21 protein-coding genes are annotated in these 17,397 nt (G+C 45.6%); 16 read left to right on the top strand and 5 right to left on the bottom strand.

Features of this window, described 5'->3' with window-relative positions; all coding sequences use genetic code 11:
- The first annotated feature begins 239 nt into the window (after positions 1-239).
- The 6 genes from L4C36_RS21420 to L4C36_RS21395 all read left to right on the top strand — a co-directional run bounded on the left by L4C36_RS21420 (position 240) and on the right by L4C36_RS21395 (position 4,945).
- Positions 240-644, top strand: coding sequence for a type IV pilin protein (locus L4C36_RS21420; RefSeq protein ID WP_428479822.1), 405 nt, complete (start codon positions 240-242; stop codon positions 642-644).
- Positions 645-649: 5 nt separating this feature from the next.
- Positions 650-1,120: a GspH/FimT family pseudopilin gene (locus L4C36_RS21415; protein WP_428479821.1), complete on the top strand. Its 471-nt coding sequence runs from the start codon at positions 650-652 to the stop codon at positions 1,118-1,120.
- Complete coding sequence (locus tag L4C36_RS21410) at positions 1,117-1,557, top strand: type IV pilus modification PilV family protein (RefSeq protein ID WP_428479820.1); 441 nt, start codon at positions 1,117-1,119, stop codon at positions 1,555-1,557. The genes L4C36_RS21415 and L4C36_RS21410 overlap by 4 nt, the downstream gene beginning before the upstream one ends.
- A complete protein-coding gene (locus L4C36_RS21405; protein ID WP_428479819.1) occupies positions 1,547-2,077 on the top strand; it encodes a prepilin-type N-terminal cleavage/methylation domain-containing protein in 531 nt (176 codons plus the stop codon). Before L4C36_RS21410 ends, L4C36_RS21405 begins: the two co-directional genes overlap by 11 nt.
- 2 nt (positions 2,078-2,079) lie before the next feature.
- Positions 2,080-4,047 carry a DUF7305 domain-containing protein gene (locus tag L4C36_RS21400; RefSeq protein ID WP_428479818.1) on the top strand — a complete coding sequence of 656 codons (1,968 nt, stop codon included), beginning with the start codon at positions 2,080-2,082 and terminating at the stop codon, positions 4,045-4,047.
- A gap of 451 nt (positions 4,048-4,498) precedes the next feature.
- Entirely contained in the window at positions 4,499-4,945 is a 447-nt protein-coding gene (locus tag L4C36_RS21395) for a GNAT family N-acetyltransferase (RefSeq protein WP_428479817.1), read from the top strand.
- A 145-nt stretch (positions 4,946-5,090) separates the two neighbouring features.
- Here L4C36_RS21395 and L4C36_RS21390 read toward each other — a convergent pair whose 3' ends face one another.
- Positions 5,091-5,513, bottom strand: a complete 423-nt coding sequence (locus tag L4C36_RS21390; RefSeq protein WP_428479816.1) for a MarR family winged helix-turn-helix transcriptional regulator — start codon at positions 5,511-5,513, stop codon at positions 5,091-5,093.
- A gap of 155 nt (positions 5,514-5,668) precedes the next feature.
- On the opposite strand from L4C36_RS21390, the gene L4C36_RS21385 reads away from it, so the two are divergent.
- The 5 genes from L4C36_RS21385 to L4C36_RS21365 all read left to right on the top strand — a co-directional run bounded on the left by L4C36_RS21385 (position 5,669) and on the right by L4C36_RS21365 (position 9,356).
- Positions 5,669-6,181 carry a DUF2798 domain-containing protein gene (locus L4C36_RS21385; protein WP_428479815.1) on the top strand — a complete coding sequence of 171 codons (513 nt, stop codon included), beginning with the start codon at positions 5,669-5,671 and terminating at the stop codon, positions 6,179-6,181.
- A 104-nt stretch (positions 6,182-6,285) separates the two neighbouring features.
- A complete protein-coding gene (locus tag L4C36_RS21380) occupies positions 6,286-6,630 on the top strand; it encodes a DUF3861 domain-containing protein (RefSeq protein WP_428479823.1) in 345 nt (114 codons plus the stop codon).
- Between the two features lie 219 nt (positions 6,631-6,849).
- On the top strand, positions 6,850-7,650 hold the full coding sequence (locus tag L4C36_RS21375; RefSeq protein WP_428479814.1) for a hypothetical protein: 801 nt from the start codon (positions 6,850-6,852) through the stop codon (positions 7,648-7,650).
- A gap of 77 nt (positions 7,651-7,727) precedes the next feature.
- Positions 7,728-8,129: a hypothetical protein gene (locus L4C36_RS21370; RefSeq protein ID WP_428479813.1), complete on the top strand. Its 402-nt coding sequence runs from the start codon at positions 7,728-7,730 to the stop codon at positions 8,127-8,129.
- Positions 8,130-8,567: 438 nt separating this feature from the next.
- Positions 8,568-9,356 carry a hypothetical protein gene (locus tag L4C36_RS21365; protein ID WP_428479812.1) on the top strand — a complete coding sequence of 263 codons (789 nt, stop codon included), beginning with the start codon at positions 8,568-8,570 and terminating at the stop codon, positions 9,354-9,356.
- Positions 9,357-9,469: 113 nt separating this feature from the next.
- Here L4C36_RS21365 and L4C36_RS21360 read toward each other — a convergent pair whose 3' ends face one another.
- Positions 9,470-10,807 (bottom strand): NCS2 family permease, encoded by a 1,338-nt coding sequence (locus tag L4C36_RS21360; protein WP_428479811.1) that lies wholly within the window; start codon positions 10,805-10,807, stop codon positions 9,470-9,472.
- A 288-nt stretch (positions 10,808-11,095) separates the two neighbouring features.
- Between L4C36_RS21360 and L4C36_RS21355 the strand changes: the two genes are divergently transcribed.
- From L4C36_RS21355 to L4C36_RS21335, 5 genes are all read left to right on the top strand, one after another.
- Complete coding sequence (locus tag L4C36_RS21355; RefSeq protein ID WP_428479810.1) at positions 11,096-11,482, top strand: immunity protein Tsi6 family protein; 387 nt, start codon at positions 11,096-11,098, stop codon at positions 11,480-11,482.
- A 14-nt stretch (positions 11,483-11,496) separates the two neighbouring features.
- Complete coding sequence (locus L4C36_RS21350) at positions 11,497-11,865, top strand: hypothetical protein (RefSeq protein WP_428479809.1); 369 nt, start codon at positions 11,497-11,499, stop codon at positions 11,863-11,865.
- Positions 11,866-11,885: 20 nt separating this feature from the next.
- The gene (locus L4C36_RS21345) at positions 11,886-12,797 is read left to right on the top strand and encodes a S1/P1 nuclease (protein ID WP_428479808.1); all 912 of its coding nucleotides are present in this window, start codon (positions 11,886-11,888) and stop codon (positions 12,795-12,797) included.
- Between the two features lie 242 nt (positions 12,798-13,039).
- Positions 13,040-13,315: a hypothetical protein gene (locus tag L4C36_RS21340; RefSeq protein WP_428479807.1), complete on the top strand. Its 276-nt coding sequence runs from the start codon at positions 13,040-13,042 to the stop codon at positions 13,313-13,315.
- A gap of 18 nt (positions 13,316-13,333) precedes the next feature.
- Entirely contained in the window at positions 13,334-13,501 is a 168-nt protein-coding gene (locus L4C36_RS21335; RefSeq protein ID WP_428479806.1) for a hypothetical protein, read from the top strand.
- A gap of 87 nt (positions 13,502-13,588) precedes the next feature.
- Here L4C36_RS21335 and L4C36_RS21330 read toward each other — a convergent pair whose 3' ends face one another.
- The 3 genes from L4C36_RS21330 to L4C36_RS21320 all read right to left on the bottom strand — a co-directional run bounded on the left by L4C36_RS21330 (position 13,589) and on the right by L4C36_RS21320 (position 16,814).
- Complete coding sequence (locus L4C36_RS21330) at positions 13,589-14,029, bottom strand: hypothetical protein (RefSeq protein WP_428479805.1); 441 nt, start codon at positions 14,027-14,029, stop codon at positions 13,589-13,591.
- A 233-nt stretch (positions 14,030-14,262) separates the two neighbouring features.
- On the bottom strand, positions 14,263-14,628 hold the full coding sequence (locus L4C36_RS21325; RefSeq protein WP_428479804.1) for a hypothetical protein: 366 nt from the start codon (positions 14,626-14,628) through the stop codon (positions 14,263-14,265).
- A 200-nt stretch (positions 14,629-14,828) separates the two neighbouring features.
- Positions 14,829-16,814, bottom strand: a complete 1,986-nt coding sequence (locus L4C36_RS21320; RefSeq protein WP_428479803.1) for a bifunctional metallophosphatase/5'-nucleotidase — start codon at positions 16,812-16,814, stop codon at positions 14,829-14,831.
- Between the last annotated feature and the right edge of the window lie 583 nt (positions 16,815-17,397).

The raw sequence follows: 17,397 nt of genomic DNA, 5'->3' as shown, positions 1-17,397 counted from the left end.
GTGTATATACTGATTAATATGCTGCTATTAAGACAATAAATAATCAACTATACCAGTGATATTTACTGTATTTATTATCAATTGTGAATTCCCCTCTGTTATATTAAATAGAATATAAATTCCTGCAGGGTATCAATTAATTATCTTTGTGCATATTTACAATTTGAAACACGATCGCTATTCTCGCTGTTACATTTTAACAAAATTGTAATATTCGGTTGAGTAGCATCGAGGCTAACATGAAGGCACGTGAAAAAGGATTTACCTTAATTGAATTAATGTTCGTTGTTGCCATTGTTGGGGTGTTAATGGCGATTGCAGTCCCTGCCTATACGCAGCACGTGCAAGAGGCTCGCCGTGCCGACGTGCAGCAGTTTTTATTACAGCAAGTGGGTACTTTAGAGCGGCAATTTACTCGTTTGGGGGGATATCCCGACGATTTTACGATCACTGAAACGGAGAATTACCGTTTTACCTATACCGCTTCTACCGCCTCAGCGTTGACGGCAGGTAATACGAACGACTCTTTGACGTTTACACTCACCGCTGTCCCACAAGGTGTACAAGTGAATGATGAATGTGGCGATATGAGTATCGATCATCGCGGACAAAAAACGGCCGTTACGACAGGCTGTTGGAGGTAGATGTGATGAAAAAACGAAAGGTCAGTAACGTGAAACGCGGTGGTTTTACGGTATTAGAGATGCTGGTGACGGTATCGATTGTCAGTATTTTAGCTACGGTGGCTATCCCGTCTTTCTCTGCACAGGTGAAGCGTGAGCGCATTGTGACCAATGCCAACCAATTACATAGTGTCGTAAAGTTTGCGCGCAGTGAAGCTGCAAAACGTGCCAGCCAAATTGATTTGGTGGTGGTTGATACGAAATGGCTCGTCAAAATCAATATAGGCACCCCAGAAGAAGAAACACTGGCTGAATTTATGCCGACACATCCAACCGTTACTGTGAGCAATTTAAGAAATATCACGATTTCGAAAACGGGCACCATGCCTACCGGCCACTTGACCATTACTGATGGTGATAGCCAAACCAGTGATCGTCATTTGTGTCTCTTTTCCAGTGGCCAAAGCGTGATAAAAAAGGAGGCGAGTTGTTCATGACACAACGATATAAACCGCAACGGGGATTTTCACTCATTGAGGCGTTGGTTGCTTTATTTATTTCTAGCGTTGCATTACTGGCCTTAGCGGCCGGACAACTTAAATCCCTGCAATATGCCAACAATAGCTTTCAATACACCTTGGCAATGATTCAAGCCAATAATGTGGTTGAACGTGTATGGGGGGATGTGTGTGAAATTCAGCATGGTGTGAAAGCGTTTGATCAACCCTACATTGATAATACGTTATCCCCACAGTTAACCGGTTACCAAATGCGACTGATTGGGGCAGAAGCCAATGCGTTCAGTAATAATTTCACGGTAAATGTGAAGTGGACAGATAAACGTATTAATAATGAAGATACAACCATAAACGATAACCAGATCAATGTTAATGCCACCTTCCCTAAGTTACCGAGTCGTTGCCATGCCATTTAAAATGAAAAGAAATTCAGGTTTTACTTTGGTTGAATTATTAATTGGGATGTCGGTGAGCATGATACTTCTTATGGGCGTAATCATGGGCTACGCCTCAATAAAAGGGGTGATTCAAAGCAGTAAAAATATAGAGAATGCCCAAGAGGTACTGCGATTCAGCACGCAGACATTTACCCGCAGTCTGAAACAGGCGAGGCATGTCATTATTCATCATCCGGGTCATTTAGAAACGAAACAGGCTGCGAATACCGTCGCATGTGATGGATCACGCCCAACGGCGGCTTATACCGAAACATACAGTCATAGTGGTGTGCATTTACAGTGTGATATAGGCGGTCATCTGCAAACCATTTTAACGGGCTTACAAGATATTGCATTTGAAAGAACAAACAATTTGGTGTCTATCACCGTGACCCCACAGGCACAACATGGTGAGTCGGCCGGTATAGGTGCAGCATCACCAGTCAAAATTGATATCGCCCTGACGGGTATTATTCTGGCAAAGGCGACAGGAGGTTAGACGTGCAAACGTTACGCTTAAAGCATTATTCCGCGAAACAGAACGCTTCACAGAAACAGAAAAAAGAACGCGGCTTCGCCTTAATTAGTGTGCTGATATTAAGCATGATGGCCGGTGGATTGGTATTAAACTCCCTAAAAGACAATGTTACCCAAGAGCGTTTAAGCGGTAACTTTCAGAAAAAGACCAATGCACGTTTGGTGGCAGAAAAAGGGGTGTTTGATACCTATGACTATCTCAATGAGCAACTTGCGCTACACCCAGATAAAACGTTGGACGTGCTCCTTGCCGGGATGGAAACAACCGGTAGCGCCCCCGGCATAACCGATATGACGTATGCGTTGACCATTGATGCCGCGGCAGGCACCAATAAGTTGGTATTACAAAGTGATGGGTTGCGCTTTGATGGTAAAACGGTGTTAAAGGCCAATTTTGAACTGGAGAGTTCAACGTCTACCTCATCGTCGGCATTTGGGCGCGGTATTGTAGGGTGCGATCGTGTAGCGCTCAGCGGCAGCGGTAAAATTAACAGTTATAACTCAGCGCTGGGTGATTATGGCGCACTCAAGCCTGATGGTGAGCCGAATATCGCAGGGAACGTGACGGTCCGAACGCTGAACGCGAATGACTTGGTTGAATTATCGGGCACCGGCAAGATTGATGGGAATGTCATTGCTGTCGGGAACGTGGAATTTGGGGGCTCTGCGCATATTACGGGGAATCTCAGCAGTAATGGCACCATCAATATGTTCAACAATAGCACCATTGGGGGGGATGTATTTTCCTATCAGCATTTCAATCAAAGAAATGGTGCCGTGGCGGGGTCAATTCATGCGAATAACTACGTTAAGATTGAGCAAACCAAGGTCGGCGGTAACATTATTTCGGCTGGGTATGTAACTGCGACTGGTGAGAGTATTGGCGGTGATATTTTGTCCAATGGCGATATTACGCTGCGTCAGGTGACCACCTGGGGTGTTGCGCAAACGTACAGCAATTATTCGCAATATGAGGGCAGTGTGAATGGCGTAAAATCCAAGCAAAACGTCTCTTTATTGACTACGAATGCTGTCATTCATCATGATAATTTGGCTTATGCAGGGGTGGGGAGTTTCGCCAAAGAATGGTCGGGTGCCCCCGATTCTGATTATTTGAATCCACCGTATAAAGTTGACCCGCCGGAGCCTGAGATTGCCCTTGTGCCTATGGTAGACATGATCCCTATCGATGATGGGGTTGTTGATATCAATGATCCCAATGATATGACTTGTGATCCCTTAGACATTGAAAACCAGCTACTAACGGTTGAGTCTTTCGCCGATCACGCCAAAGATCTTGATGTGAATGATACCGGTGGCGATACGACCCTTTACACACTGAGTAATACGTTGGGGGAGTTTACGCATTGGCCTGGTTCGGCGAGCACAAAACCGTCCCCCATTGCTGCCCGTAATGCGCCCTTTATCAGTGTGACACAGCCGATATTAATGTATGACAACGCGAACATTAACGGTAAGTTAGCGGTGAAAGCGGGGCATAATGTTTTCATGTTTGTGAAGGGTAACTTCATTATGTCGGGGGCGAGCACACTGACGATTCCTGATAACAGCAGCCTGACCCTTCTCGTAAAAGGTGACTTGATTATCGGTGCTGGTTCAGAAGTATTAACGCCGACGCATGGCTTAACGGCGGATGGCTTACCGGTGTTCTCAATCTTCAGTTCTTACAGTGGTACGGGCGTCTATATAACCGGTGGTGTAGAACAAGTTTACGCGGCGATTTATGCGCCGCTAACGGATATCGCCATCAGCTCAAGCGTTGGGTTTAAAGGGGCTTTGCTAGGAAAATCGGTCAGCGTGACTGGGGCTGGCGGCATTCATTACGATGAAGCGATTGGGGATGCAGAAGTGGGGAAAGTAACAACCACGTCACCACCGAACCTGGTGTTTAAAGGCTGGCAATCCTTGTAATCCTTGTGTGTTCTCTTTGATTAAAGCGCACAGTAAGGGGAGATCGCTCTCTTTACTGTGCGTTTTTTATTTCAGTCTTCCTTTTTCCTGACGCCTTGAACACGAACGATCAGTTCGCTCAAATCTTTGGCTTTCACAATGCGCTTTTGTGTTTGTTCAAATTGAGGACGACGCTGATGATTAACTTTCTTTGAATGACTCATGGCTCTTAGTGGCCTTTTAGCTAGTGATGCAATGTGTTTTTGTTTTCAGCCAGATGTGGCTGGTTTGTTCTGGCACTATAGGGCATCGAACGTGAAGTATTCGTGATTTTTTGGAATGGGTGTCACGTTTTTTTGCGTTTTTTTCGGTGGTAACAATATACCGATCCGTGATCGCCGCGAGGTTATCCGGATAGTGAGTTGGGTAGGCAGGTTCTTTCATTACCATTCATTATTTATCATGAGAAAGTATGAAATATTTAGAGGTCGACGCCGTAGATATCCCGATGCAGCTTCTGCTTGAAGCCGATCCTTGTGAGCATCATGTTCAATCCTATTTGAATGATTCATGGTGTTTTGCTGCCATGCTTGATGGCAGTATTGTCGGCGTCTGTGTGGCTAAATTAATCCATGATGGCTGCGCTGAAATATACAATGTTGCAGTATGGCCTGAGTATCAGCAGCTGGGCATTGGCTCTGACATGTTGCGATTTACATTGGCAGCATTAGCCAAGAAAAAAGTACAACGGGTTGAGTTGGGAACGGGGACGTTTGGTTATCAATTGACGTATTACCAAAAAATGGGATTTCGAGTCGATGCGGTGATCAAAGATCATTTTCTTACCCATTACGCAGAACCCATTTTTGAAAACGGTATACAGCATAAAGACATGCTGCGCTTGTATATCGATCTTTGAGATAAGTGGCTACCGCTGAGTAAATCATACCCGCACGTTAAGTCACTCTTAACGTGCGGGTCGTTCTATTGCAAATCGTTATTTCGCAGATCATTATTTCGCAGATCAATGTATCGCGGGTGATTGGGGATATGGGCAGAAATAGCTAACGTAGGTTCGCCGCCATCTTTTCCGTTATACGCTGCAATGCTGCTAAATCTTCTGATGTGACTCCTTGAGTGAGTTGCTGTCCCATCTGTTTATCTATGTCATTTATCTGTGCCATGATGCTCATACCATTATCGGTGAGCAGCAGGCGTTGGCTGCGTTTATCGTCCGGATTTGGGGCCTTTTCTATATAGCCTTGCTCAATCAGTGTATTGAGCAAGCGCGTCACTTGCGCTTTGTCGCGCTGTAAAAATTGCACAATGTCATTCGCGGTACACGGTGATTTCCGCTCAATGATTTTAATCGCACGTATGTGCATCGGTGCTAAAGGTAAGCCTAATTGTTCAATATGATCATGGACTTGACGCTTCATGATATGAACGAGTTGAAACAAGCTATCTAACGATGTGTCATGAGTCATAACGTGAACCTTGAAAATATGGTTGATAATATCAACTACTGGGTCTATAGTTGACATTATCAACTTAAAGCTCGACGTGTGCAAGTACAAGGATTTTTAACCATGTCATTGTCCAGCTTATTACCAAGTAAACCGTATCCCGTAGGAGATTACGCGTGAATAATGCGTTAACTACAGAAGTGGCAAAAAAGGAACCTGAAAATCAACCCACACAACTGCCTTCACGCTGGGCATTGTCACGCGTACTGGTGTTGATTGCCATTATGAGTTGTATGTGCGGCCTGTTAACTGGCGTGATGACCTACCGTACGGTAGGGATGACGGACTCCTTTTGGTTAGATTGGTTGCGTGCATTTGGCACGGTCATATTGACGGTAAAGCCTCTTGCCTTAATGAGTCTCTGGGTCGTGAGTCGTCTGGTCGGCTACGTCATGCCTCATGCCAAAGAGACCACTCGCAATATAGTTATTGGGTTGATCATGGCCTGTGTGATGGAGTCCATCGTGGCCTTTATGGCAGCCGCCAGTCACTTTGGTTTTACAGATTATCAACAGCTTATGGCGGGATGGTGGAGTGGGCTCATGGCTGCATTACCTGTTAGCCTTGTGGTTATGCCAATCATGGCAATTACCGTAAAACCTAAAATCAAACAGTTTTTAAATCGCTAATGTAATTTGCGGAGAAAATGATGAAAGCACAAAAAAACGATGTACAGGACCTTGAACTTTCAGACGATCAAGCATTAAAGACACAGACTGCACAGGAAACCGAGATGAAAAATACAGAGACAGACACCGCCGCTTCTTTAGCCGCAACACCCGCTAAAAAACGTGGCCATGAATACCGTATCACCATTGAAGAGGTCGGGATTGAAGAAGAGAAAACACTGACGTTTATGGTTCAAGACCGCGAAGATATGCTGGAAATTGTCGAAAAATTAAAGCAAGGCAGCGGATTGGACGCCAATGATGCAACCAGAGTGGGTGTTGCATTGCGTTTATTAGGACCCGTGATGATGGCAGATCGTAAGCATCCGCTCTTTGTTAATTTTATGCCACACTTCCGAGATTTTATGCAGAATATAAAAGCGACAGTAAAAAGTACCGTGAAAAAGTAAGAAAAACGAAATTACATGTATTTATGGCTCCGTCGACAATATGGTACCTGTCAGTTTATTACGTGGTGTATCAGTATGTGATGGCGATGTAATATGCGCGCTTATTACATCAGAATGTTAGTGCATCCTCTTGTCTTTATGTCTGTAAGTGTTTCATCAATCGATAAAAAATTGATAGTGTGGAACGCGGTCATAAAGATAAAAAAGAGGATCAAACTCATGTTTCATGTACGCTTACATCATGGCGTGGTCACCGCTCTTGCCACTTTGTTGGTCTGTCTTTCATCATGGGTGAATGCGTCTGAAACCTGTGATGATTGCTATGTTTCCGATAAAGGCGCGTTTAAGTACGTTTTGTATAATGAACTGCCAGCATCTGTTATTCCCGCTATCCACCAGACACTGTCGAATAATACCCCGCGTTTATTGGCGGACTTTAAACTTGCGGCCATGCCATCCACAACCGTGCGTGTGTGGAAGAGCGGAGGAGACTATTTAGCCGCACAGAAGGACGCGCTGGGTGTTCAGTTTCCGGGTTCGACGGGGTATGTGTTTAAAAATGAACTTAGATTACTCTACACAGAAGGCCAAACGGCGCAGACAGCGTTACATGAATTTGTCCATTTAGTGACATTGAAAGTGAATCCTGCCTTTGCCAATAATCCGCGTTGGTTATGGGAGGCGATTGCCATTTATGAATCGGAACCTGTGTGGTATTACGCGAATCGCTTGCATTTAATTCGCGACCGTTTTGATTATCTTGTAAATGATTTAAATGCGAATTTTAATCAAAGCGCTGCTATTTATGAATTAGGTTATACCATTGGTGAATATATTGATAAAAAATGGGGTGAAGAGGCGCTACTCACCCTTATAAAAAACAATGGTGATATCACGAAGGTGACAAATATGCCTATGGACGCCTTATTGAAAGATTGGCATGCTTATGTTCATGCCACGTACTTTGATGCGCCTAAATCACAGTATGAGATGATATTGGAAAAGCAGACGACGCGTTGACAGGTATTCATGATAGCTTGAAACCTATCTCTTGTATTTTCAGTGAACGGCGATAGTCACATAATCAAGGAGTGATAATGAGTAATAAAAAGAAGCCTACCGGTATTACCGTGATCGCTGTGTATAGCGGTTTTGGTGGAATATTGAGCACGATGGGAGGTGGGGGACTTTTGGTGTTGTCTTCATCAATGCATGGCTTTCCACCATGGATATTGGCTATGGCAGTGGTGAGTGTGATACTGGGTATCGGCTTACTCGCGTCAGTCTTTGGCTTTTTGACTCTCAAGCGCTGGGGTTGGTCACTGACCAATGGCTTGTATGGGTTATCTATACCCATGGGGGCCGCGTCGATATTTCCTATTTTCCCGGGTTCTGAAATGACGGTGGGTAACACGATCATGCAGTGTATCAGTATCGCTTTAGCCGTGTTTATTTTGGTGTACATCAGAAAGCCACATGTGAAGCCGCTTTTTGTTTAAGTTCGGCTTGGTCTGGTTCGTTATGTGGTGCACATAAGCGTTTCAAGGATATGCACATGGATAAGTTACATCTTGCTATATCAACCCATGATATTGAAGCAACAGTAAAAGATTACACGGTTCGTATAGGGGAGGCCCCCTGTTTACACATTGCGGGGGAATATGCGTTATGGCGTACAGCGATGCTGAATTTGTCTGTGCGAAAAGTCATAGATGCCCCAAGCGGTATAGTGCACAGTAACAAGCCGATGAAATCAATGAAATCTGGGTGGACGAGATCTATCAACCGAAGTGATATCGAATAGATGGATGTGTTTGCAACTACCTTGCTGGGGCGGTTTGTCTCAGCTTTCAATTGATATGCATCCGACTTGTGAATTCGGCTGTAAAGTTTGTCATTGGTGTGTTTTTCGCGTGCAAGTTGTCATTGATAGATAAATGATGAGCGATAATTTGTGCAATCAGGAAAATATTGTTATGACCTCCCCAATAGATATACGTGGTCGAATTGATGTTCAAACCTTATTGATCATCATGGCGTTGATTGTTTCTGGCTTTTCAGCTGGATTGATTGTTTTTTTGTATCTTAAATTTAAACGATTCGATATGCATAGTTTGTCGACGAAATCACGGATAGGCAAAGCATTCATTATTGCAGTGTGTGTGACGGTATTAATGATCGTTGGGAGTATTACGGCTAATTTACTGTTTAGCAGTCTATTTGATAAGCCGTCTTATATTGCTGAACCGATATTATTTAAAGATATGCTGATAACGGCATGCTTTTTCTTTGCTGCAATGGTGATTGCTTTTTCGTGGGTGACGTATATACAGGTGACATATCGCCACAGTGTGATCAGACGCCGGTTGTTTGCATGGTTAGGTTTATTGGCCGTTTTTACGTTGTATGACGTGCGATTTTGGTTTGTGGCCAATGTCGATTATCTTTACGATGACAGTATGATGGGTATGCTTGAATTTGTTCTTTTTCTTCCTCTTGATGTACTTCAATGGACTATCTATGGGGTGTGGTACATGGTGACTGGTCCGATTGATTATTTGACCCATTTATTCATGAGTACGAATGGTAATCAGTTTCTTGTTGCTGAGCAGTTTTCACGTTGGTCTTTGTTGTTACTATCGGTGTTTATTCTCTCGATCCCTTTTCGCTTGAGAGGGCAGTTTACACGAATCGATCTTAACAACCCGAACAATAACGGCAACTAACGGTGTAGATATCGCATCAGTAAGCAGAATAGAAAAACGCCGATCGCAGGGGGAATGCGATCGGCGTTTTTGCTTGGGTATTCGTGGTGAAAAAAGAGGGGGAAGAGAGGTATTTAAATCGCCCAGCCACCTAAGTAGAACACCACCAATACGATGCAGATCACCACGGTGCCTACGTTCAGTTTTTTTACTTCACCCGAGAATAGGCGGCCAATCACCAAGCTAACAAAGCCCAGCATGATACCTGTCACGATGTTGCCGCTCAGAATGATAAACACCGCACAGATCAAGCCTGACATCGCATCCACGAAGTCATCAAAATCAAGCTTACTGACGTTGCTCAGCATCAATAGGCCCACATACATCAGAGCAGGTGCTGTTGCGTAAACGGGTACAAGGTAGCTCAGTGGCGATAAGAAAATCGTCAGTAAGAACAGGCAGCCAACCACACTAGCAGTCAAGCCTGTTTTACCGCCTGCCGCCGTACCCGCCGCCGATTCAATGTAAACCGCAGCAGGGGCGCCGCCCACTAAACCTGAAAACGCAGAACTCATTGAGTCAGCGGTCAGTGCTTTTCCGCCATTGATGATGTTACCGTTTTTGTCCAGCAGGTTGGCTTGGCCGGCAATCGCGCGAATGGTGCCAGTGGCATCAAAAATCGCAGTCATGACCAGTGCCAGTACGGAAGGCAATACGGCCGCGCTCAGTGCGCCTTTGACATCCATTGAGAAAATGAGCGATTCGCCATTGGCGGTCGCCAGTGACGGCAGGGCGAATAAGCCTTGGTATTTGACGTTTTCATCAAAAATGAGGCCAAGTACAGACAGTACGATGATCACCATTAAAATACCGCCAGGCACTTTACGCTTTTCAAGGCCTAAAATGGCCGCCAAACCAAGCATCGTCATCAATACCGGGAAAGACGTAATGTCGCCCAGTGCAACGGGCAAACCTGCACCTGCGTTTTTCACGATCAAGCCAGTGCCGTTCGCGGCAATAAGCAGTAAGAATAAGCCGATGCCGATGCCAGTACCGTGTGCGATACCAAATGGCATGTTATTCAAAATCCACGTACGGACACCCGTCACACTGATAAGGGTGAAAATGACACCCATTAGGAAGACGGCGCCTAACGCGACCGGTACCGGTACGTTCTGGCCCAATACAAGACTGAATGCGGTGAATGCAGTTAATGAAATGGCACAACCAATCGCCAGTGGTAGGTTGACCCACAAGCCCATCACGAGTGAACCAAAAGCCGCGACCAAACAGGTGGCAACAAAGGTTGCGCCAGCATCAAAACCAGCGGCACTTAGCATGGTAGGCACAACAATCACGGAATAGACCATCGCTAAGAAAGTGGTTAATCCAGCGAGGATTTCTTGACGGACGCTACTGCCGCGTTCCGTGATTTTGAAAAATGAATCTAGATTCATTTTAGGGGTCGACATAATACACTCACAAACTACAGGGTAAACGATTGCGGGGGATTCTAACGCCTGCGGAAACGTTTGCAACATAAAAATGTACATGATCTGGGTGTTTTTGGGCAATTAAATTGTTCAATATTGAAATGCTAGCGTTTTACCGCTATTTGTTGTTGTGTTGTCAGTGAGAAAACGCTGTTGCACGTTTTGCATCGGGCTTCGGGCACAAGAGGGAATTTTAGCGGTTAATAGGTTGTGCGTGTCGGTGCGACTGTGGATACTGAGACAAGGACATAGAGAAGGAGTGGAAAAATGAGTCAGGAAGCACTAAAAATGGCTGTGTGCAAACAGGCGCTTGCGCTGTTGCACGCTTACCCCGCCGCATTTATCGCGCCAATCCATTCCTCTGTGGAAACGGAGTTGACGTGGCTGGTCGCATATTTTTCTGGAGAAAACACCGATCATCAGCGCCTGCATTCGCTCACCTTTGGTCATTATGCAGTACGAGAGCTTTCGCCGCGTTACAGTGATCTTTATTCAGCCCTGAATGCAGCGTTTTACGTGGCGGTGAAAACGCGCGAAGGATTTACGGTAGATGTTGAATTGTTGGAAGAGTATTTGGCAGAAGATCATGTAACTGAAGAGCATGCTACTCAAGGTGATACGACTCAAGCCGATTCGCCTCAAGGTGTTAAGTAAGAGGGAGCGTTGAAATGAAAAAAGCCCGTTGCCCCAGTTGTCATGCAGAGCTGGCCGATATCCCATTGTCCCGATTATGTCCGCACTGTCTGACTTTTCATCTGAATTGGAAAGTGTATGACTGGCAGGGGTACATTCAATTAGCGCGCTGGGCTATCAGAGCTAACGCAGTATTACTGGCGTTGTGTGCGTTTAATGGTTTTATCATTTTCCGCTCAGGGGCTGAAAACCTGTTTCAGACAGCATTGTGTTTATTCGCCGTACCTGCTGTGATTGGTATTGTAGTGAATTATCGTCGTATCCACTGTCCTGAACATTATCATGGGCACCGATTAAGCGATCTTTTTTCGTGGCGAACGCAGCCTATCGACAGCAAACAATAACGAAAGGCGGAGTATGAGTCATGGTGATAAACAGTAAATCGTTGCTCGCAGCCGCAGCGTTGATGCCATTAAGTGCTTTGCCATTGCCCGTACAAGCATGGAACTTTGAAGGCCATGTGATTGTGGCGGAAATTGCCTATCAAAATCTGACACCGGTGGCGCGTGACAAGGTGGATGCACTTACGGCGAAGGCGGTGAACGCATTACCGAAGAAAACCCAACATATCATCGGCAGTTATAAAGACGTGAGTGCGTTTGCCCAACTCGCGGTTGTGCCGGATATGATTCGCAAACAACCCGCCCAAAGCGTCTGGCAACAGATGGGGGAGGCAATGCCACCCTCGCTGAATCGGTGGGACGAGAAAAAAACCAATCAATGGCATTACATTAATGCGGTCTACCCAACTAACAGTCAGTGTAATTTTGTCCGTAAACCCAATATTCAATTAGCCACTCAGGCACTGTATGCGGATTTTAATGGACACCCACAAGCGGCGAGCTTGATGTTTATTGCCCACCTTACCGGAGATGCGCATCAGCCCTTACATACCGTGGCCACCAGTTTGAGTAAGTATTGGTGCAAGTCAGATTTAGGGGGCAATAAATACACCCTGAAGGGGCCAAAGAAAAACCTGCATCATTTATGGGATGACGGCTTAGGACTGTTAGACGATAAACAACAGGTGTTGGAATTAGTGACTGCGTTGCAGCAAGAGTATCCGAAAGCCACGCTCACCTTGGGCCAACCCGGTGATGTAGCACGATGGATTGAGGAAAGTGAGCAGTTGGCACCTTTGGTGTATAGCGTGAAGCAAAACGCGCAACCGACTCAAACCTATATTCAGCAGGGACAAGCCGTCGTAGAAAAGCGATTGGCGCTGGCGGGGTATCGGCTAGCGGATGGTTTGAATCATGCGTTGGGGACAAAGTGAATGACATGATTCAGAGCCTATCACATTAATGATAGATCTGTTATTTGTATAATGATGAATACCTTCTCTCAATTTAGATATTGGGTGAAGGGTAAAGCCTTATTTTTGTTTATCCGGTAATCAGAACTGGTAAATTCGTTAACGCTCATGTTGGCATACCAATCACATTACGTGAAGCAGCGAGAGCAGACTCGGCAAGTAATGGCCGTGCATGTTGTTATATAAAACCAAGGATGCGTTGTATGTCTTTTTTATTCTCAATATTGTTCTTAATTTACCTTTTGATTGGTACGCTTGTAACGCTCGGCTTGCTTGTTCTACAGGTTTGGCGCGGCGTGATGTTGTTTGATATGTCTGAAAACGGTGAGACACCGTTTCGCTACAAAGTGAGCTACTTTCTTGTGATGAATAGCCTTTTCCCTCTTTTCTACATCGTTTTCATTCAGGAAATTGGTGATGTGATTAAGTCGTTTAAAAGTACACACTATGGACAGACAACGCGTTTAGCCAAGCAATAATGATGAGTGTGTTCGACAATGAATAAGTGCGGTCAGTGTCGTCAGTTTACCCGTACTGCGGATAACCTTAAAGACTTGTGTGGTGCGTGGGAGCAACCCACGTTAGCCACACGGGCGGCGTGTGAGTTTTTCCAGCCAAAATCGACTTTTCGTCAGCGAGAAAAAGCAGCGTCACACGCTGAATGAAACCACCATAAAATCAGTACCCAAAGGCATCCCGTGTGGATGCCTTTTTTGTGGATTTTTCACTTGGATTTTTGTCTGTTTTGTTGCTTATTGTCCGCCACCGTCTTTCAACGGCAGGCGATTACAACACCCACTGTAAACGGCGTGATCTGGCATCGTCACAATCACTTCGTGTTGATAGCGAAAATCACTCATGTCATCCGTGCACTCACCGGTTTCATACAGGGCAAGAGAGATGGGTTGCTCTGCGTCTTTGTTGATAGCTTGCATGACCCAGCGGTTAGTATGGTTGATACTGCTACTGTAGAAATTGATGTTGAAAAGGGTTTGCTCTCCACCTAAATCAGAAAAGATCAGTGCTTTGCCTTTGACATCGATTCCCCAGAAGGGTTCTGTTCCCAAACAGCTTAGCGTAGGCGAAGCGAGGATGCTGTCGGCCAGCTGTTTTTGGTTATTGTCAGCCAACGTGCTCGTTGAGATGAGCAGCGCTACAACGCTGCTGATGCTCAATGCCAGTGTCTTTTTCATTCTTGTCCTTGAAATACAGATCGCGAGATCACTACGCTCTGCCTCTCTGGGATAAAAAACAATATACAAAATTTTGGGTTTTGATGCATTTCAAACTTTTCGTTGCGCGTGATGTCAGCACAGAATCAGGAACTATGACGAGGAGAGTGATTATCAGTGAGAATGAAAGCGGGGCAGGAGACGTGGACTCACCACCGACAGGGTGGTGAATCATAAAAAGGTCGCAGAGGCAATTACGCCGCAGGCTTCAATAGCTGACCTAAATAACGGACTACGTGTGAGGCATCGTTGGCAGTCAGGTTGATTTTACTGATGATCGCTTGCGCACGAGGATCATCTTCGTTCAATGCCGCTTTTACTTTGGCGCTCATCGCCTGTGCATTTTCAAGCTTCTGCTTACAGTCTTCAAATAGCGCATGCAAGATTTGTAAATCGACATCACCACCTTTTTGAAACATGTTTGCGGCAATGTTGTACACGGTATGGAATTTGTTTGCCGTGTCTTTCTGATCGCTTTGTGCATCTTTGGCCCAGTCTTCTGCCCATTTTTGGAAGATAGTGGCAATCTGTGGATTTGGAGCAATGGTTACTTGTTGCATTCAGTGTGTCCTTAGCCGTTCAAGCGAATGTTACGTACTGCGTATTATCAAGCCGCGGGGTAGTGTAATAGACCATGGGGGCGGGATAAAGCCTTATGCGGTGAAGCGCTTCTGGCCGCGCAAAATATCTGCATAAAAAAGGGCCTGCGAACAGGCCCTTTGCATAAATGTCTGACATTGGGGTGTCAGAACATGGCAGATCAGTTGGCGCGGTTGAACGTTACCACGTCATACGGCAATGGCTTAAGTACTGGCGTGTTGTCCGCCATGTAGTCAATCACGGCTTGTGCATCGGTGTTACAACGGGTGTTGTCCGCTTTACAGTTCGGCGCCGAACCTTCGTAGCGTACTTTGTATTTGCCGTTCACACTTTCAATGTGCTTTACAGGGAAAGCGGTCAGCTTGTTGTCCACATACGCTAAGTCAACACGGCCAGAATCTTTCTTCTGTGCGTTGAATAGCGGTGTCCAACCGTCGTTACCGGTAGCGTTGTAGTTGTTGATCGCGACATTGTAGGTTTTGTTAGTATCAATTGGGGTCCAAACCGGTTTCTCGGTGGTGCCAGTCATGATTTCAACGAAATCTAGCTTGCCTGTTTTGTGCGCGGTGGTTTCTGTGAACTGGTAACGGATATGGCCGCCGTAAGGGAATTTACCCGCGTGTGCGCCTTCAGGTAGCGTCGCGCTCACTGTACTTTCAATCAGCGAGGTGATCACGCTGCCTTTCACCGGCACAACAGACATGAAGTTAGAGAAAGGGATCAACTCTAGCGCGATGTTACCTTCGCGGTATTCGCCCGCTTCAATGTTCTTACGGATACCGCCCGCACCGATCAGCGCGAAGTCAACTTTCATGCCAGTCAACGCTTGAACTTCAGGTGAGTTCGCCCAGAAGTACTGACCTTCTGCCAAGATAGGGGCGACATCTGAACCGTGTTTGTCTGTACCGCGATCACCAGGGCGACGCTCATGGCGGATCTCAACCGGTACCTGTGCAATCACTTTGCCGTACGCTTTATCAACAGCTGGCTTGTATTTGCTGTCGATCAAGCTGCGCATCGCTGCTTCTTCTGCCGTGATTGCGATGTTTTTCTCACCTTCCACAAACTCAACAACATCCGCCGTTTCATCTGCGCTGAACTTGCTGTCAGCTTCACGCATTGGTGAATGGAAGTATTCATCATTGGTCAGCAGGGTGTTCAGGCCGGCACACTGTGTGATGTTGCCTTGCTGATCAAAGCTGACATCCAGCTGGCCGATAGCTTGCGCGTATTCACCTGCTTGTACGACACATGTTTGAGTGATGCCGTTCGGGTTTTTCACCATTTGTGCGTAAGTACCCGCACGATCGTGACCGATGTTGGTGAAGTCGCCTAACAGCGTGTGCGAGTGACCGCCAACGATCAGGTCGATACCGTTCACTTTTGATGCCACGTCAACGTCTACCGCATTACCGATGTGGGTCAGTGCGATAACGTTGTTTACGCCTTTCGCCTTTAGCATATCAACAGTTGCTTGTGCAGACGTCACCATGTCGGCAAATTCTACTTTGCCTGTGTTAGGTGCAAGGTTTGGCATGTCATCAAGGGCAATCCCGAACACGGCAACAATGTCTTTGTCTGCTGGCAGGTTGTTGATGTCGGTGATTGGGGTTTTGGTGTTGCCGTCGAAAGCAAAAAGCACAAACGGCTTCAGGTTCGTTTGATCTTTCAGATCAGGATCGTTGCTGGTGTCGATATTCGCGGCAACGACAGGGAAGTTAATGTCGCTGATAAATTGGTTTAGCTTGGTGTTGTTTAGATCAAATTCATGGTTACCCAACGCCATGGCGTCAAGACCCATTTGGCTTAGCAACTCCGCGTTCATCGCGCCTTCGTTTAGCTTGAAGTAGGCACTGCCTTGCCAAGCATCACCACCGTGAAGGAACAAGAAGCTACGGTTCTCATTTTTCGCGGCTTGTTTGTATTCCGTTGCCATCGTTTGAAGGCGAGGGTAGCCACCAAACTCGTTATAAACAAGGGTATCGTTCGCTACGAAGCTCGATTTCACCGGATCAAAGTTTGAATGGGTATCGTTGATGTGTGCCACCGTTAAGGTGAACGTATCATCTGACTGTGTGTTGTTTTGCACACAACCCGCAAGAGCGACGGTGACGGACAAAGCGACAAGAGGCTTAGATAACTTCATATAACTACCTGTTTATAAGTATCTTCGTAGAGGAAAAATGACAGCGATACATCGCGTTGTCATAAAAAAAGCCTTACATATTTGAGGCTTGCGCACTATATCTGAGATGAAAACCCTGAGCAATTGCAAAAAATCAGAACTGAGATCGACATTTTTGAAATTTATCGCAATCGGTTGTTTTTTGTGAACTCAGGTGGTTGATTAGTAAGGTCTATCGTCATGTTGGTGAAACTATCATCAATAAAGAGGGACAAAATTGGCACATAATAATAATGGGAGTGCGAGATTTCAGTGAATACATTGGTGAAAGTATCACCATTTCGTTATTTACCATGCCAATGTAGTGAGTACATGTCAGCGCATAATATAAAACGTGATGCAAGGGTGTTGTTCTGACGGCATGAGCGGGAAAAGAATGGGAAAAAAATCCCAACGCTATGTTGATATAAAAGGCGATGCGCAAAGTTGCGTATTAATAGTATTTTATGCGCATGACATTTTCTTTCATAAACGGCAGTAGTTAAAAACAACATACGGATTTATTGGTTGCAAAATAAACACATGGTTAATGGTGTGTAAATAA

The organism is Photobacterium japonica (assembly GCF_050337005.1).
Taxonomy (GTDB): domain Bacteria; phylum Pseudomonadota; class Gammaproteobacteria; order Enterobacterales; family Vibrionaceae; genus Photobacterium; species Photobacterium japonica.
Note: the sequence above shows the minus strand (reverse complement) of the source record. Positions and strands in the feature narration are given on the sequence as shown.

Excerpts from the sequence above, each read along its gene's own strand:
- L4C36_RS21375 (WP_428479814.1), top strand. The coding sequence starts at position 6,850 with ATGTTTCATGTACGCTTACATCATGGCGTGGTCACCGCTCTTGCCACT.
- L4C36_RS21335 (WP_428479806.1), top strand. The coding sequence starts at position 13,334 with ATGAATAAGTGCGGTCAGTGTCGTCAGTTTACCCGTACTGCGGATAAC.
- L4C36_RS21345 (WP_428479808.1), top strand. The coding sequence starts at position 11,886 with ATGGTGATAAACAGTAAATCGTTGCTCGCAGCCGCAGCGTTGATGCCA.
- L4C36_RS21365 (WP_428479812.1), top strand. The coding sequence starts at position 8,568 with ATGATGAGCGATAATTTGTGCAATCAGGAAAATATTGTTATGACCTCC.
- L4C36_RS21355 (WP_428479810.1), top strand. The coding sequence starts at position 11,096 with ATGAGTCAGGAAGCACTAAAAATGGCTGTGTGCAAACAGGCGCTTGCG.
- L4C36_RS21320 (WP_428479803.1), bottom strand. The coding sequence starts at position 16,814 with ATGAAGTTATCTAAGCCTCTTGTCGCTTTGTCCGTCACCGTCGCTCTT.
- L4C36_RS21390 (WP_428479816.1), bottom strand. The coding sequence starts at position 5,513 with ATGACTCATGACACATCGTTAGATAGCTTGTTTCAACTCGTTCATATC.
- L4C36_RS21380 (WP_428479823.1), top strand. The coding sequence starts at position 6,286 with ATGAAAAATACAGAGACAGACACCGCCGCTTCTTTAGCCGCAACACCC.
- L4C36_RS21350 (WP_428479809.1), top strand. The coding sequence starts at position 11,497 with ATGAAAAAAGCCCGTTGCCCCAGTTGTCATGCAGAGCTGGCCGATATC.
- L4C36_RS21330 (WP_428479805.1), bottom strand. The coding sequence starts at position 14,029 with ATGAAAAAGACACTGGCATTGAGCATCAGCAGCGTTGTAGCGCTGCTC.
- L4C36_RS21360 (WP_428479811.1), bottom strand. The coding sequence starts at position 10,807 with ATGTCGACCCCTAAAATGAATCTAGATTCATTTTTCAAAATCACGGAA.
- L4C36_RS21325 (WP_428479804.1), bottom strand. The coding sequence starts at position 14,628 with ATGCAACAAGTAACCATTGCTCCAAATCCACAGATTGCCACTATCTTC.
- L4C36_RS21340 (WP_428479807.1), top strand. The coding sequence starts at position 13,040 with ATGTCTTTTTTATTCTCAATATTGTTCTTAATTTACCTTTTGATTGGT.
- L4C36_RS21370 (WP_428479813.1), top strand. The coding sequence starts at position 7,728 with ATGAGTAATAAAAAGAAGCCTACCGGTATTACCGTGATCGCTGTGTAT.
- L4C36_RS21395 (WP_428479817.1), top strand. The coding sequence starts at position 4,499 with ATGAAATATTTAGAGGTCGACGCCGTAGATATCCCGATGCAGCTTCTG.
- L4C36_RS21410 (WP_428479820.1), top strand. The coding sequence starts at position 1,117 with ATGACACAACGATATAAACCGCAACGGGGATTTTCACTCATTGAGGCG.
- L4C36_RS21405 (WP_428479819.1), top strand. The coding sequence starts at position 1,547 with ATGCCATTTAAAATGAAAAGAAATTCAGGTTTTACTTTGGTTGAATTA.
- L4C36_RS21415 (WP_428479821.1), top strand. The coding sequence starts at position 650 with ATGAAAAAACGAAAGGTCAGTAACGTGAAACGCGGTGGTTTTACGGTA.
- L4C36_RS21420 (WP_428479822.1), top strand. The coding sequence starts at position 240 with ATGAAGGCACGTGAAAAAGGATTTACCTTAATTGAATTAATGTTCGTT.